Source organism: Streptomyces sp. NPDC104307, from assembly GCF_055584045.1.
Window position 1 is genome coordinate 22,388 of the sequence record NZ_JBVJMU010000029.1, and the last position, 14,828, is coordinate 37,215.

Annotated in this window: 11 protein-coding genes and 1 pseudogene; 2 read left to right on the top strand and 10 right to left on the bottom strand. The window is 72.5% G+C overall.

Going from position 1 to position 14,828, the window contains the following annotated elements; translation table 11 throughout:
- Positions 1-138: 138 nt before the first annotated feature.
- A complete protein-coding gene (locus ACZ601_RS38390) occupies positions 139-1,158 on the bottom strand; it encodes a 3-oxoacyl-ACP synthase III family protein (protein WP_469546714.1) in 1,020 nt (339 codons plus the stop codon).
- On the bottom strand, positions 1,155-1,919 hold the full coding sequence (locus ACZ601_RS38395; RefSeq protein WP_469546716.1) for a thioesterase II family protein: 765 nt from the start codon (positions 1,917-1,919) through the stop codon (positions 1,155-1,157). Before ACZ601_RS38395 ends, ACZ601_RS38390 begins: the two co-directional genes overlap by 4 nt.
- A 209-nt stretch (positions 1,920-2,128) precedes the next feature.
- Here ACZ601_RS38395 and ccrA point away from each other — a divergent pair, with 209 nt between their 5' ends.
- Together ccrA and ACZ601_RS38405 are read left to right on the top strand one after the other, a co-directional pair.
- Positions 2,129-3,481: a crotonyl-CoA carboxylase/reductase gene (gene ccrA, locus ACZ601_RS38400; protein WP_469546718.1), complete on the top strand. Its 1,353-nt coding sequence runs from the start codon at positions 2,129-2,131 to the stop codon at positions 3,479-3,481.
- Positions 3,478-5,145, top strand: a pseudogene (locus ACZ601_RS38405) (3-hydroxyacyl-CoA dehydrogenase family protein); the annotation flags it as partial. The gene ccrA and the pseudogene ACZ601_RS38405, both read left to right, overlap by 4 nt.
- Here the strand turns inward: ACZ601_RS38405 and ACZ601_RS38410 are convergent.
- The 8 genes from ACZ601_RS38410 to ACZ601_RS38445 form a co-directional block, all read right to left on the bottom strand.
- Complete coding sequence (locus ACZ601_RS38410) at positions 5,083-7,611, bottom strand: helix-turn-helix transcriptional regulator (RefSeq protein ID WP_469546720.1); 2,529 nt, start codon at positions 7,609-7,611, stop codon at positions 5,083-5,085. The pseudogene ACZ601_RS38405 and the gene ACZ601_RS38410 sit on opposite strands and share 63 nt — an antisense overlap.
- 169 nt (positions 7,612-7,780) lie before the next feature.
- Positions 7,781-8,626 (bottom strand): 4'-phosphopantetheinyl transferase family protein, encoded by an 846-nt coding sequence (locus tag ACZ601_RS38415; protein ID WP_469546722.1) that lies wholly within the window; start codon positions 8,624-8,626, stop codon positions 7,781-7,783.
- Complete coding sequence (locus ACZ601_RS38420; protein WP_469546726.1) at positions 8,623-10,581, bottom strand: beta-ketoacyl [acyl carrier protein] synthase domain-containing protein; 1,959 nt, start codon at positions 10,579-10,581, stop codon at positions 8,623-8,625. The genes ACZ601_RS38415 and ACZ601_RS38420 overlap by 4 nt, the downstream gene beginning before the upstream one ends.
- 28 nt (positions 10,582-10,609) lie before the next feature.
- Positions 10,610-11,383 (bottom strand): acyl carrier protein, encoded by a 774-nt coding sequence (locus tag ACZ601_RS38425; protein ID WP_469546728.1) that lies wholly within the window; start codon positions 11,381-11,383, stop codon positions 10,610-10,612.
- A 217-nt stretch (positions 11,384-11,600) separates the two neighbouring features.
- On the bottom strand, positions 11,601-12,308 hold the full coding sequence (locus ACZ601_RS38430) for a ScbR family autoregulator-binding transcription factor (protein WP_469546730.1): 708 nt from the start codon (positions 12,306-12,308) through the stop codon (positions 11,601-11,603).
- Between the two features lie 16 nt (positions 12,309-12,324).
- Positions 12,325-13,155 carry an AfsR/SARP family transcriptional regulator gene (locus tag ACZ601_RS38435; protein WP_469546732.1) on the bottom strand — a complete coding sequence of 277 codons (831 nt, stop codon included), beginning with the start codon at positions 13,153-13,155 and terminating at the stop codon, positions 12,325-12,327.
- A gap of 268 nt (positions 13,156-13,423) precedes the next feature.
- The gene (locus tag ACZ601_RS38440) at positions 13,424-14,053 is read right to left on the bottom strand and encodes a ScbR family autoregulator-binding transcription factor (protein WP_469546734.1); all 630 of its coding nucleotides are present in this window, start codon (positions 14,051-14,053) and stop codon (positions 13,424-13,426) included.
- 76 nt (positions 14,054-14,129) lie between these two features.
- The coding region (locus ACZ601_RS38445) for an acyl-CoA carboxylase subunit beta (protein WP_469544846.1) at positions 14,130-14,828 on the bottom strand (699 nt) is incomplete at its 5' end.

Here is a 14,828-nt window from a genome sequence, read left to right on the forward strand (position 1 = left end):
GATATCGATCATCGGGAGGGCGCACGTTTGCGGTTGCCGCGCGCCCGCGCCGACCGGGCCCGCCCGCCGGGGCGCGAAAATCGGCCCTACCCTGAACGCGCGACACCTCAGCATGCGGGCTCACCAGTCCCGAGGCCGTCAACGGCCCCAGCGCAGCAGGGCGGTGCCCAGTGTCATTCCGCCGCCGAACCCCGCCAGCAGCACCAGTTCGCCGTCGGACGGCTCACCCGCGCGTCGGGCCTCGTCCAGCGCAAGCGGTATCGAGGCGGCTCCGGTGTTCCCGTGCCGCTCCACCGGGAGGTGGACGCGCGCCGAGGTCAGTCCGAGCCCGGCGGCCACGCTCCGCAGCATTTCGCCGTTGGCCTGGTGCGGTACGAAGTGGTCGACCGCGTCGGCCGCCACCCCGAAGGCGTCGAGGGTGCCCGCGACGGCGCCCGGCAGCTCCCGCTCCACGAAGTCCCGTACGTCCCGGCCCCGCATCCGGAAGAAGTGGTCCCCGCGGGCGACGGTCTTCTCCGACGCGGGCTCCCTGCTGCCGCCTGCGGTGACACCGATCAGCCCGTGCATATGGCCGTCGGTGCGCATGCCCGTACCCAGGAGCCCCCGGTCCCCGGTCACCGGGCCGAGCACCACGGCGCCCGCCCCGTCCCCGAACAGTGGTGCGGTCCTGCGGTCCCCGGGGGCGATGATGCGTGAGTAGACCTCGCTGCCGATGACGAGCGCCAGTCGTCGCCGCCCGTCGGTCTCGGGCACGGCTAGCAGCCGGGAACCGGTGTGCAGCGCGGCGATGAAACCGGCACACACCGCGTTCAGGTCGAAGGCCGCCGCCCGGGGTGCGCCGAGGCGGTGCTGCACGAACGCGGCCGTGGCCGGCTGCGGGTGGTCGGGGGTCGAGGTCGCGACGACGATCCAGGCCAGGTCCTCCGGCCGCGCCCCGGCGTCGGCCAGGGCCCGTACCGCGGCCTCGGTAGCGAGATCGGAGGCGGCCTCGTGATCCGCGGCGTAGCGCCGCTCCCGGATGCCGGTCTTGCGCTCGACCCATTCGGCGGTGACCCCGGCACGGGCGGCGACCGTCTCGTTGCTGACGATCCGTTCGGGCAGGTACGAGCCGGTGCCGAGGATCCCGATGCCGCTCGGGGCGGGCGAGTACACGGTCATGCCGGCGCCGCCACCGGCGTACGGGTCAGCTGCTCCCGGATCGTGCGGAGCACCTCGTCCTGTTGCCCGACGAGGAAGAAGTGCCCGCCGGGCAGGACCCTCAGGCCGAACCGGGACCGGGTGTGGTTCGTCCATGCCCGTACGTCCTCGACGCGCGCCTTGGGGTCCTGGTCGCCGGTGAACGCGGTGACGGGACAGTCCAGGGCCGGACCCGGGCGGTAGCGGTAGCCGCGGAGCGCCCCGTAGTCGGCGCGCAACGCGGGCAGGATCATGCGCAGGGTCTCCTCGTTGTCGAGCAGGGAGCCCCCGGTCCCGTTCAGCTTCCGGATCTCCGCGACGACCTCCTCGTCGGTGCCGGGCTGCCACTCGTCACCGCGGTCCAGCGAGGGAGCGCGGCGGCCGGAGACGAACAGATCGGTGGGGCCGCGGCCCGCCGCTTCCATCCGGCGGGCCACCTCGAAGCCGATGGTGGCGCCCATGCTGTGCCCGAACAGCGCGTACGGCCGGTCCGCCAACGGCTTCAGCTCCTCGGCGATCCGGTCGGCCATCGTCTCCAGGCGAGTGACGGCCGGCTCGGTGCGACGGTCCTGCCGACCGGGGTACTGGACGGCCAGGACCTCCACCCGCGGTGCGAGCTCCCGCGCCACCGGGAAGTAGAAGCTGGCCGAACCACCGGCGTGCGGCAGGCAGACCAGACGTACGGGTGCGTCCGGAGAGGGACGGTAGTTCCTGAACCAGGGGCTGCCGGGGGTTGCCGTCATGAGTTCTCCTAGCCGATCCGAGAGAAGCCGCGATACAGGCTCAGGATGGCTGCGCGCACCACCCCAGGGCCTCCCCTAACCGGCCCCTAGGGTCCGGGGCGCGCGTTCAGGGGGCGGACAGGGGTGCTCCGCAGCGGTGCCGTGTCCCACGCTGATGAACGGTGGCCGGCTTCGCCCTCCTCGGCTCTCAAGAGAATCAGGGAATTCACGTGGACGAGATCATCAACGCCCTTCTCTCCGAGGACGCGACGCCCCAGGACTTCGCGGGCCTTCGACTCCCGGAGACCTATCGCGGCACCGTTGTCCGCAAGGAGGACGCCGGCATCTTCGAGGGGATGTCCTCCGTGGACAAGGATCCGCGCAAGTCACTGCATCTGCAGGATGTGCCGACCCCCGAGCCGGGTCCGGGCGAGGCCCTCGTCGCCGTCATGGCCAGCGCCATCAACTACAACACCGTGTGGTCGTCGATCTTCGAACCGCTGCCGACCTTCGGGTTCCTGGAGCGGTACGCCCGCCGGTTCCCGGCCGCCGCCCGCCACGACCAGCCGTACCACGTCCTCGGTTCCGACCTGGCGGGCGTGGTGCTGCGCACCGGCCCCGGCGTCAACGCCTGGCATCCCGGTGACGAGGTCGTCGCGCACTGCCTCTCGGTGGAGCTGGAGTCCTCCGACGGGCACAACGACACGATGCTCGACCCCGAGCAGCGCATCTGGGGCTTCGAGACCAACTTCGGCGGACTGGCGCAGCTCGCGCTCGTGAAGTCGAACCAGCTGATGCCCAAGCCCGAGCACCTGACCTGGGAGGAGGCGGCGTCCCCGGGGCTGGTCAACTCGACCGCGTACCGGCAGCTCGTCTCGCGCAACGGCGCGGGGATGAAGCAGGGCGACAACGTGCTGATCTGGGGCGCGAGCGGCGGACTCGGCTCGTACGCGACCCAGCTGGCGCTGGCCGGCGGCGCCAACCCGGTCTGCGTCGTCTCCAGCGACCAGAAGGCCGAGATCTGCCGGAAGATGGGCGCCGAGGCGATCATCGACCGCAACGCCGAGGGCTACAGGTTCTGGAAGGACGAGCAGAACCAGGACCCGCGCGAGTGGAAGCGGTTCGGCAAGCGCATCCGCGAACTGACCGGCGGCGAGGACGTCGACATCGTCTTCGAGCACCCGGGCCGCGAGACCTTCGGCGCCAGCGTGTACGTGGCGCGCAAGGGCGGCACGATCGTCACCTGCGCCTCCACGTCCGGCTTCACCCACGAGTACGACAACCGCTACCTGTGGATGTCGCTGAAGAAGATCGTGGGCTCGCACTTCGCCAACTACCGCGAGGCGTGGGAGGCCAACCGCCTCGTCGCCAAGGGGAAGATCCACCCGACGCTCTCGAAGACGTACCCGCTGGAGGAGACCGGCCAGGCCGCGTACGAGGTCCACCGCAACCTCCACCAGGGCAAGGTCGGCGTCCTGGCACTCGCCCCGCGTGAGGGGCTCGGCGTACGGAACGGGGAACTGCGCGAGAAGCACATCGACGCCATCAATCGTTTCCGGCAAGAGGAGGCGCGGACCTCATGACTGCGCGACAGACCACCACACCCGTGACGGGCATCGTCGGACTGGGCTCGACGGGCGAGGCACTCCTGCGTCTGCTGCACCGCGCGGGCCACACCGTCGTCGCCGTGGACAGCGACCTCGACGTCCTGGCCCGGACGGCCGGCCGGCTCAAAGCCGCCCTCGCCGCAGAGGACGGCCCGGAGCGCCCCGATGTCACCTTCACCACCGACCACACGGCGCTGCGCGCGGCCGGCCTGGTCATCGAGGCGGTGCCTGACGACCGGGCCGTCAAGGACGACGTGCTCGGCAGGATCGTCGCGGTCTGTCCGCCCGGCACCCCCGTGCTGACCACCACGGCCTCGCTGTCCGTCGCGCGGCTGGCCATTGCCACCGGCCGCCCGGACGACATCGCGGGGCTGCGGCTGTTCACCCCGCCCGTCGCCGGCAGCCCCGTCGAACCGGTACGGACAGCGCTGACCTCCCCGGAGACCGTCGCCGCCCTGGACGCGCTGGTGGCATCGGCCGGTCTGAGCCCGGTCGCGGTCGGCGCCCGGCCCGCCGCCGACGCCACCGCGCTGATCCTCGGGTTCCTCAACCGGGCCGTCATCCTCTTCGACGAGGGGTACGCCACCCAGCACGACATCGACACCGCCATGCGGCTCGGCTGCGGACTGCCGGCGGGCCCCCTGGAGACGCTCGACCACATCGGCCTCAAAACCGCGCACACCGCGCTGACGGAGCTGTGGCGGCGCACCGGTGACTACGCCTTCGAACCCGCCCCGCTGCTCAGCCGCATGGTCGCGGCCGGACGGCTCGGCCGCACGAGCGGCGACGGGTTCTACACGTACGACGAGACCGGCACCGTGACCGGCCGCGCGGCCGACGGCCCCGGCGACACGGGTGCCACCGCCGTGCGGCGGGTGGGTGTGCTCGGCTCCGGCGCGATGGCGCGCGGGATCGCCGAGGTCACAGCGGGGGCCGGATACCCCACGGTCCTCGTGGCCCGCACCCCGGAGAAGGCCGACGCGGCACTGAAGGCCGTCGACGAGTCCTTCACCCGGGGCATCCGGCGTGGCCGGGTCACCGTGCAGACCAAGGCCTCGGCGCAGGAACTCCTCACCGGCGCCCATGACATGACGGCACTGGCCGACTGTGATCTGGTGATCGAGGCGGTGGCAGAGGACATCGACGTCAAGCGCGCGATGTTCGCCGCGCTCGGCGAGGTCTGCGCGCCCGGCACCGTACTGGCCACCACCACATCGAGCCTCTCCGTCGCCCACTGCGCCGAAGCGGCCGGCCGCCCGGCCGACGTCGTCGGTATCCACTTCTTCAACCCCGCGCCGGTGATGAAACTGGTGGAACTGGCGCATACCGGGACGGTGGACCGGAAGATCCTCGCCACGGCCCGTGCCTTCTGCCGCACCCTCGGCAAGACGACGGTGGCCTGCCCGGACCGCACCGGCTTCATCGTCAACAGCCTGCTGTTCCCCTACCTCGGCGCCGCCCTCGCCCTGCTGGAGCGGCACGACGTGGACATCGAGGAGACGGACCACGCGATCCGGTCCGGATTCGGCTACCCCATGGGGCCGTTCGCGCTGCTCGACACCATCGGCCTCGATGTCTCACTCGCCATCCAGAACCGGCTGTACGAGTCCTTCAAGACACCCGAGCACGAACCGGCCCCCGTCCTGCAGGAGTTGGTGACCGCGGGACTGCTCGGCCGCAAGAACGGACGGGGGCTGCTCACCTCGGTCCCGCGTCGCTGACCGTTCCCCGGCCCCGGGCCCCGTCCGACGGGTCGGGGCCGGGGAACGCGCCGCCACCAGCTCCGCCAGCTCCAGGCGGGACTTCACGGACAACTTGCGGTAGATCCGGGTCAGGTGCTGCTCCACCGTGCTGGTGGTGACGTACAGCCGGGCCGCGATGGCCCGGTTGGTGCAGCCCTCGGCCGCCAGCACCGCGACCCGCCGCTCGGCGTCGGTCAGCCCGGCGATCGGATCGCCGTCGGCGGCGTCCTCACCGCGCAGGGCACGCAGAGCGATATCGGCGGGGGTGCTCCAGCCGGCGGCGCCCTGCGGCTCCAGCCGCCAGTCGGCCAGCAGGTCCCGGCAGGCGTGGAAGTCGCCGAGGGCGGCCTCAGGACGCCCCACGGCCAGTTGGTAGTGGCCCCTGGCCAGCAGATAGTGCAGCCCGGCCCGGGTACGGAACATCGCCGCGGGCACGGGGACACGCAGCCGCGCGGCCGCCTCCTCGTACGCCCCCCGGCGGGTCGCCGCCAGCACCGCCGCGGACAGCGGCATCCCGATGGCCACCCCCCAGGCCCCCGGCGACAGCAGCGACAGCGCCCGGCCCGCGTGCTCGGCCGCGAGGTCGTGCTCGCCGGTGCGCCCGTGCACCACGGCCGCCGCGGCGGCGGCCACCGCCCGGCGGGCCGAAGTCGCCCGCGTCCGGTCCCCGCCGGCGAGCAGCGCACGCCACCGGACGACCCGTCCGGTCTCCCCCGTCTGCAGCAGCGCCGACAGGACGGCGGCGACGGACGCCGGTGGCGCGTGGTCGTAGACGATCGACTCCAGCACCCGCTCAGCGGCCTCGTCCCGCTGCTCGGCCGCGCCTTCGGCCTGCTCCCGGCCGGCCTCCGCCGCATCGTGCGGGAGCGACCCGGTGTCCGCACCCGGGTAGACGTACGCCAGCGCCGCGGCCGGCTCGCCCGGCCCTGCGGGGCCGTGCGGTTCCGACAGCACCCGCGCGGCCCCGGCCGAACGCCCGTGCCAGAGCAGCAGCCCCACCGCGCCCTCCGTGTCCGCAACGGCCCCCGCTCCGGCGCCTAGGCTCCGTTCGAGGTCGGGCAGGTGCCGGATCACGGCTGCCGGATCGGTCTCCCACTCGGCACGGGCCAGCATCGTCAGCAGCCCGGCCTCCTCGTCGCCGCCGGCCCGGCGGGCGGCACGCAGGAAGTCCGCGGCCTGCCGCGCCCCGCCGCAGCTCATGGTGTGCCGGGCCGCCTCTGCGAGCACTTCGGCGGCCCACCCCGGACCGGGGCGGCCGCCTGCCGTATCGGCAGCGACCAGGTGGCGGGCGACCGTGGCCGGTTCTGCGCCGTTCTCGTACAGCATCCGGCCGGCCGCGGTGTGCAGCCGGTGGGACTCCTCGGCGGACAGCTCCTCCAGCACGGCCGCCCGTACGCCCTCGTGCCGCAGCCGTCCGCCGTCGAGCAGCCCGATCGCGTCGAGCTCGTCCAGGCAGGGGCCGACAGCGCGTTCCGGGGTCTCCAGCAGCCGGGCGAGCAGGGTGAGCGTCGCGGCTTCGGCGAGCACGGCCAGACCCCGCGCGGCCGACACCGTGGGAGCACCGGCCCCCCGCAGGCAGCCGGTGACGCCGCGCCGGAACGCCGTGCCCGCCACCGGACGGGAGGGGCGCACCGGTTCGCAGTCCCGGTGGTCATCGAGCAGCCCGCGCAGCAGCCGCAGGTTCCCGCCGGTGAAGCGGTGCCAGTCGGGGGCGAGCCGCCGCGCCGCCGGCAGGTCCATCGCGCCGCCCGAGGGCGCGGCCAGGAAATCGGCGACCCCCTCCCTGTCCAACGTCGTGAGCGGTACGGCGGTGCAGCGGGGATGTCTCAGCAGCTCGGCCAGCGGCAGTGGCAGCGGGGGCCGGGAGCAGGGTTGCGGGCCTCCGCTCATCACCAGCAGGATCCGGCTCGTCGCGAGCCGTCCGCACACATACAGCAGGCATCGGGCGGAGGCCTCGTCCACGTGGTGCACATCGTCGACGAGGATCACCACGGGGGTGTCCGCGGCGAGTTCGCGCAGGGCCTCGTGGAGCACGGCCGGGTCGTCGCCGCGCTCCTCGCGCCCGGCGGTGCCTTCGAACGAGTGCCTCGGTGCGGCCAGGAGGCGGCGTTCGGCGTCCGGCCCGGCGCCGCTGAGCAACTGTCCCACGATCCCCGACGGCAGATCCGTCTCGGCCGGGGACGCGGACGCGTTCAGCACCAGCGCGCCCGTGCGCCCGGCCTCCTGCGCGAAAGCCCGCAGCAGTTCGCTCTTACCGGTGCCGGGGCTGCCGGTGACGAGCGCCGCGCGGCCGTCGCCCCGCCGGGCGGCCTCGAAGAGCTCCCCGAGCAGGCCGAGTTGTGCGCCCTGCCGCGCCAGTCGCACCGGCCACCCCCACGTCGTCGGGCCGCCCTGATGGCCGCCGTCCTCTCCTTGGCAGTCTGCACAGGAACATGGAAGCCTCGCTGGTACCTGACCGGAGCCCCGGTCGAGCCGCTGGTGCGCGCCTAGGTGTATCGCCCGCGGACCGATCCGGGGCCCTTGGCACCGTCCCCTAGAACGCCGGAGCCGGCACGGCCACCGGCTCCGGCAGGGCCAGCAGCCGGGGCGCGCTCCGGTCCCACGGAAACCCGTGGTGCAGCTGGAAATCGGGCGGCACATCGGTATCGGCCGCCACGGCGACGGCCGCCAGCACATCGGGCACCGGCTCCAGCTCGATGAACCGCCACGGCAGCGCGGCCTCGGTCCCGGGCGGCCGGAAGCCCCGTACGCCCCGGTCCTCGGCCAGGGTGAACGCGAAGCTGTCGAAGGGCAGCCCGAGCCCGAGGCCGCGCGCCTTGGAGTACGCCTCCTTCAGCGTCCACAGCCGCAGCACCCGGCGGTTCCGGGGGCGGCCCGGCGCGGCCTGGGCCACCCATGCCTGTTCCTCGTCCGCGAAGGTCTCCACGATCGCGTCGAATCCCTGGTCGCCTCGGTCGAGGCGCTCCACGTCCACCCCGATCCGATGGCGCCGGACCACGCCGAGGAGATTGTGGCCGGCGGTGTGGGACAGGTTGAAATCCAGCTCCCGGCCGCCGCGCGGCAGCCCTTCGACGGGCTTCTGCAGGAACGGCCGCCCGCGCGAGGACCGCCAGATCACGGCCTCCGCCTCCGGCACCCCGCCCTCCAGCGCCAGTACCCGCCGTACCAGCGTGTGGGCGACGAGGTACTGACGCCGGTCGCGCTCGAACAGGAACCGGCTCGCGATCTCCTGCTCGTGCTCGTCCAGCCAGTGTGTGGCCAGGGTGGTGGCGACCCCGGGAGTGAGTTCGTCGTTGGGGCAGAACCAGAGTTTGACGGGTTCGGGCCGGCCGGGCTCGAACCCGGTGACGGAGTGCCCCGCCGCCGCGAGTCCGTTCATCCGTCCCTCCCCGTCTCCTCCGCGGCCACCTGGAGTCCGATCCACAGCGGACGGCGCAGGAAGGCCGAAGGGGGCAGCGGAACCAGGGCACCGCCGGGGCCGGGCCGGGACTCCAGGGCGGCCCAGTCGACGTCGAGCCCGGACAGCCACAGGCGCGTCAGCTGCTCGATACGGCCACCGCGCCACAGGGCGCCGAGGAAGTCGCGGGTCTCCGGCGCGTCGCCCAGGCCCAGCGCATCGGATCCGCCCGTGCGCAGATCCACGTAGCGCACACCGCTGTCGAGGACACAACCGTGGTGGGCACCGCTGTCGCGCACGTCGTCGCCACCACGGTGGACACCGCTGTCGCGCACGTCGTCGTCGGCCTCCTCGGCGTCCGCGCTCCGGCCCACGAACTCCCTCAGCGAGCTCACCAGTTGGGGGATGTCCCGGGCGAGGAGCGCGATCCGGCAGGGTTGGGCGGCGCGGCCGGCCCGCAGGGCGCGGGCCACATCCGCGAGTGCCACCCGTTCGTCACCGGTACTGGTGTTCCCGGTCCCGCCGTTGTCCGAGGCGAGCCAGTCGGCGAGCCGGGCGGCGGTGGCGGCGAGATGGCCGGGGGTGGGGGCGGACAGCAGGATCAGCTCGTCGCGTTCGACGGTGTCGTCCCACGCATCGTCGTGGCCGGACCGCGGATGGCGGGCCGGGACGAACTCCTCCAGGACGGCACGGGCGTCGAACGGGCCGCCCGCACCGGTGACCTCGATGACGGCCACCCGGGGAAGCTCCTGGCCCGACGCATCGCGGGGCCGCGGCCAGGACGTGGCCGTGTCCCCGGCACGGGCGGGCGCGAGCGTGCCGTGCCGCAGCTGGAGCACAGCGGCGGTCAGCGCCGCGAGACCGGTGACGGCCCCGGCGTGGCCCACCCGGCAGGCAGTGGTCTCCCGGGTCTCGCGCAGGCCCGGTGTGCCGGTCCAGGCGCCGGCGCCCGTCGAGGTGGAATGTACGACGGCGTGCACATGGTCACCGTCGGAGAGTGCGCGGGCGAGCGGCTTGAGCACCACCGCGCCCACCCCCTCCCCCGCACCCTGCCGGCCGCGCGAGGGGTGCAGCAGCAACTCGACCCCGCCGGCCACGGCCGCCGCGCACTCCCCGCGCCGCAGCGCACCGACGGCGAGGTGCACCGCGGCGAGGGCGGAGGACTCGGCGGTGTCGACGGCCTGCGCCGGGCCGCTCAGTCCGAGCAGGCCGGACAGCCGGCCCGCCAGACTCCAGTGGCCGCTCTCCGGCATCTCCCGGCCGCCACGCGCCCAGGCCTCCGCGGCCAGCAACGCGTAGTCGGCGGCGCTGACCCCGACGAACACCCCGAGGCCGCGCGGCGCCCCACCGGGACCGGTCAGCGAGTCGAGCCGGGTGCCGGTGCAGCCGGCGTCCTCCAGCGCCTCCCAGACGGTTTCGAGGAAGAGCCGCTCCTGGGGGTCGATCAGGCTCGCCCGCTGGGCGGTCAGCCCGAAGAACTCCGCGTCGAAGTCGGCGACCCCGTCCAGGAAGTGTCCGCGCTGCCCGGCGCCGAGCGGCGACCCGCCGGGACGGGTGAGCGGCGCGGCCGACGAGGTGTCCCGCCCTTCGCGCACGTTCTGCCAGTAGAACCGCAGATCGGGGGCGAGCGGGTACCGGCCGGCGATGCCGACGACGGCGAACCGGTCGTCGATGTCCGGGACGTCGGCGCTGTGCGGAGCCCGCGACGGCAGCTGCGGCGAGAGCGTTGACGGTGTCTCGGTCCGGGTCTGCGGCGTCCCCGCACCGGGGCCCCGCGAAGGTGCCGGGTCCGCAGCCGGTGCCAGGTCCGCAGCCGGTGCCGGTGCCGGCCGGGGGCCGGGGTCGGGCGCGGCCTCCAGTTGGGACAGCAGCTTGACGGCGTGCCCACGCTCCAGGGTTCCGGCTTTGAACCGGATGAGTATTTCTCGTTCGTCCATGGTCTTCCCCCTGTTCGAGCCCGCCTGTTCAAGCCCGCCTGGGCAGCAGCGTGAGCGCCTCGTCGATGGTGAGCCGGTCGTCCCGTACCGCGTCGAGCAGCGCCCGCACCCCCAGTGGCTCCGGCTCCGGAGCGGCCGCCCCCGAATCCGCCGTTGCCGGAACCCGCACGGCCGCCGGGGCCTGGGTGACGGAGGCGATGTGCGAGGCGACGGCGGCGAGATCGGGGTGGTCGTAGAGCGTGACCGCCCGCTCGCTCATGCCGTACGTACGGTTGATGACCGCCACGAACTGCGCGCCGATGATGGAGTCCACCCCGAGCAGGCCGAAGGCGGCGGTGGGGTCGATGTCCCAGGGGTCGCAGCACAGGAGACGGGCGAGTTCCTCCCGCAGGAGGTCGAGGATCTTCCGCGCCCCGGGGCCGGAGGACGCCGTCGCCGGAACCGGCCCGCCCGGCAGGGGTCCGGGCCCGGCAACGGACCCGGGCGTCGGTACGGGCACCGGCAACGGCATGACCCGGAACCCGGGCCCGGACGACGGCCGGTCCGCGTCCTGGGAGGACCGCACCCCCAGCTCACGCGCCACATGCCGGGCGAAGTCCAGCGGGGTCGGATGGTCGAGCAGCGCAGCGGCCTTCACGGCCGTGCCGTACCGGGCGTTCACCGTGGCGACGAACTCCACGGTCAGCAGCGAGTCGACGCCCAGCGACCGGAAGGTCTGCTCGGGGTCGATCTTCTCGGGCTTCAGCCGCAGTGCGTCGGCGAGCGCCGCGACGAGATCGGTCACCATGTCTCGGGGAGGCACAACGGCACCCGCCCTGAGGGGAGTTTGGCTTTCATGGGGCATGGATGGACTCCAAAGTGTCTGTCCCTGCTAAGGGCTGTCCCGCAGGTGCGTCCGAACAGGGGCGGCAGCCCCGCGCTGAACCGTGCGGCCGCGACCTGGCCCCCGGGAGGAGCCGTTCCCTCGCGACTACGTCGTACGAGCGAGCCCTGTCGTCGTACGTGGTGTGCAGAGTGCCTCAGGCCGCGGCTTGCCGCCCGTGGCTCCCGGCGCCGACCGGCCGGCTGGGGGACTCCCCACCAACCACGGCCGCAGGGGTGCTCGCGGCAGGGACCGGCGGGCGGCTGCGATAGTTCGCGACGTCGTCCGACGGCACCAGGGCCGACAGCAGCGGCTCCCACAGCGCGGCGACCCGGTCGCTGAGCTGGGGGTACGGCATACCGGTGCCTGCCAGCACCCCGATACCGCACACCGTCGCGGCCAACAGCGTCGCGGGCCCGTCACCCGCGGCACGGGGCCGCAGCGCGCCCGCCTCGCGGGCCTGGCCGAGGAGCCGCAGCACCTCGGTGATCCAGTCCTGATTGAAGTCGGTGACGGGTGGCTGCCGCCCGGTGCACTCGTTGGTGATCCGGAAGCCGGCCCGGATGACCGGGTCGTCGTAGAGCGTCCTGGCCAGCCAGTGCGTCATGTCGATGAGCATCTGCACCGGTGGCACGCCTGCCTCCCGGCGCTCCCTGATGAAGCCCCGCAACATGGCGCGCCCGCGCTCCTGCACCGCGTCGGCAAGCCCGTCCTTGGAGGAGAAGTGGAAGTACAGCGCCCCCTTCGTCATCCCGGCGGCCCCGGCGATCTGCCCCAGCGTCGCGTTGGCATAGCCGTTCCGGTTGAACATCTCAGCGCCCGCGTGGACCAGCCTCTGGCGGGTCCGCTGCGATCTGGCCTGCATCTCGGCCACCTTCTCCTCAGCCGACCCGGCTGAGACGCTCGCCGCCGGCGGCAACCGGATCGAGGGTGGGCTCCGGACCGGACATCAGGATCGAACGCTGCAGCCGCCGCAGCCCGGCGGACGGCTCGAACCCCAACTCCCGTACCAGAACGGAGCGCAGTCGCTGATAGGCGTCGAGCGCCTCGCTGCGGCGCCCGGAGCGGTGCAGCGCCAGCATGAACTGGCCGTGCAGATTCTCGTGGGTGCGATAGCGGCTGACCAGCACGGACAGCTCACCCAGCAGCTCGCGGTGCCGGCCCAGCCTCAGATCGGCCTCGATGCGCTGGTCGAGCGCGCAGAGCTGGGTCTCCTCCAGCCGCCGGATCTCCATCTCCAACTGCGTCCCGGCCTGGACGTCAGCCAGTGCGGAGCCGGTCCACAGCGAGAGCGCCTCGCCCAACTGCCGGGCCGCGCCCGGGAAGTCGCCCGCGTCCATCGCCCGGTACCCCAGGCCCGCCATCCGCTCGAACTCGCGCACATCGCTGGCGCCACCGGCGGTGTTGAGCAGGTAGCCCCCCGGCGTGGTGACGAGCACGTCCTTGGCGGAGCGCGGCGCGGCCCCTTCCGGGTCCCGTCGGAGAGCGGTCGCGATCAGGTCCCGCAGCTGCAGTACGTAGGTCTGCAGCGTGGTGCGTGCGCTGCGTGGTGGGCGGTCGCTCCACAGTTCCTCGATCAGCGTGGCCACGGGCACGACCTGGTCGGAGTGCAGCGCCAGCAGAGCCAGCACCTGCCGCGGCTTCGGCGCCGTCGGCGTCACCGAGAGCCCGTTCTCGCGGACGGCCAACGCGCCCAATACATCGATATCCACGCCGTTTCCCCTATTCGTGCATGAATCGTGAGCCACTCGGAAGTACCTTGAGTAAAAAACAGGACACACGGTTTGTCAATATCAAACCGTCTACGCTGTTTTATTTGCTCCGCGTCGGACCCTTCATCCGCCGCTGACCTGGAGGTTCACGGATCGCACAAAACAGAGAACCCTCCGCACCCAGGGGTACGGAGGGGAGGTCCGACAGGTCTCCCGCCTGTCGGACCGTCAAAACAGCATAGTCAGTACGTTGTTTGCGCGGCCGGCGTCACGGTGCACCGGTGGCGGTCTCCCGAGTCCGCACTGACCTGCACGGACTCTGCCGACTCGCCAGCCTCGGCAGCATCAGATCCCAGAATCCGGTGATCGTCTCCGCGGACAGCCACTCCTTGTCCTCGCCGCCGAGCACCTCAAGGCCCACAGTCACTGCCACGATGGCGGACGAGGCGTCGGCCGGTGACACCCCTTCGGCAAGTCCGCCTTCCGCGTCGGCACGCCGCAGCATGTCCTCGATCCACCGCTGCCACCCCAGCCGGAGCCGGGGCGCCTCCCTCCAGGCCAGGTCCCCGCCCAGCTCGAAGCCGGCCTGGATCACGATGTCGTCGGCCAGCCTGCTCATCAGCTCGTGCGTGGTGTCCACGAGTACCTGCAGAGACCCGCCTCCCCCGTTCGCGGCCTCTTCGGTGATCCGGCGCACGGTCTCCGCCGCCTCGTCCTCGACGGCTTGGGCGAGCATCTTCTTGTTCTCGAAGTGGAAGTGCAGCGCACCGTTGCTCACCCCGGCACGGCGGCTGATCGCAGCGAGCGAAGCGGGCGCGAAGCCCTCCTGCGCGAACACTTCGGCGGCGGCGTGGATCAACGACTGGCGTGTGCGCGCCGCACGGTCCTGCTTGACCATCAAATGTCTCCTGATTACAGGGCTCAGCGGCTTGGCCCCCAAGGGAGCGGACCCACCGCGCCCCGCCGTTCTTGATCTACTGCGGGGGGTTGCCGTGCTTACGGGACGGCAGGTCTGCGTGCTTGGTGCGGAGCATGGCCAGGGAGGCGATCAGGACCTCGCGGGTCTCGGCGGGGTCGATGACGTCGTCGACCAGACCGCGCTCTGCGGCGTAGTAGGGGTGCATGAGTTCGGCCTTGTACTCCTTGACCATGCGGGTCCGCATCGCCTCGGGGTCCTCGGCATCCGCGATCTGGCGGCGGAAGATGACGTTGGCGGCACCTTCGGCACCCATCACCGCGATCTCGTTGGTCGGCCAGGCATAGGTGAGGTCGGCGCCGATGGACTGGCTGTCCATGACGATGTACGCACCGCCGTAGGCCTTGCGCAGGATCAACGAGATCCTCGGCACCGTGGCGTTGCAGTAGGCGTAGAGCAGCTTCGCCCCGTGCCGGATGATCCCGCCGTGCTCCTGATCCACACCGGGCAGGAAGCCGGGTACGTCCAAAAGAGTGACGATGGGAATGTTGAACGCATCGCACATCTGGACGAACCTGGCGGCCTTTTCGCTGGCCTCGATGTCCAGGACACCGGCCAGGGCCTGCGGCTGGTTGGCGACGATGCCCACGACCTGGCCGTCCAGGCGGGCCAGTGCGCAGATGATGTTGCGGGCCCAGCGCTCGTGGACCTCCAGGTAGTCGCCGTCGTCGACGAGCTCCTCGATGACCTTGTGCAT

Excerpts from the sequence above, each read along its gene's own strand:
- ACZ601_RS38395 (WP_469546716.1), bottom strand. The coding sequence starts at position 1,919 with ATGACGGCAACCCCCGGCAGCCCCTGGTTCAGGAACTACCGTCCCTCT.
- ACZ601_RS38420 (WP_469546726.1), bottom strand. The coding sequence starts at position 10,581 with ATGGACGAACGAGAAATACTCATCCGGTTCAAAGCCGGAACCCTGGAG.
- ACZ601_RS38430 (WP_469546730.1), bottom strand. The coding sequence starts at position 12,308 with ATGCAGGCCAGATCGCAGCGGACCCGCCAGAGGCTGGTCCACGCGGGC.
- ACZ601_RS38440 (WP_469546734.1), bottom strand. The coding sequence starts at position 14,053 with ATGGTCAAGCAGGACCGTGCGGCGCGCACACGCCAGTCGTTGATCCAC.
- ACZ601_RS38390 (WP_469546714.1), bottom strand. The coding sequence starts at position 1,158 with ATGACCGTGTACTCGCCCGCCCCGAGCGGCATCGGGATCCTCGGCACC.
- ACZ601_RS38415 (WP_469546722.1), bottom strand. The coding sequence starts at position 8,626 with ATGAACGGACTCGCGGCGGCGGGGCACTCCGTCACCGGGTTCGAGCCC.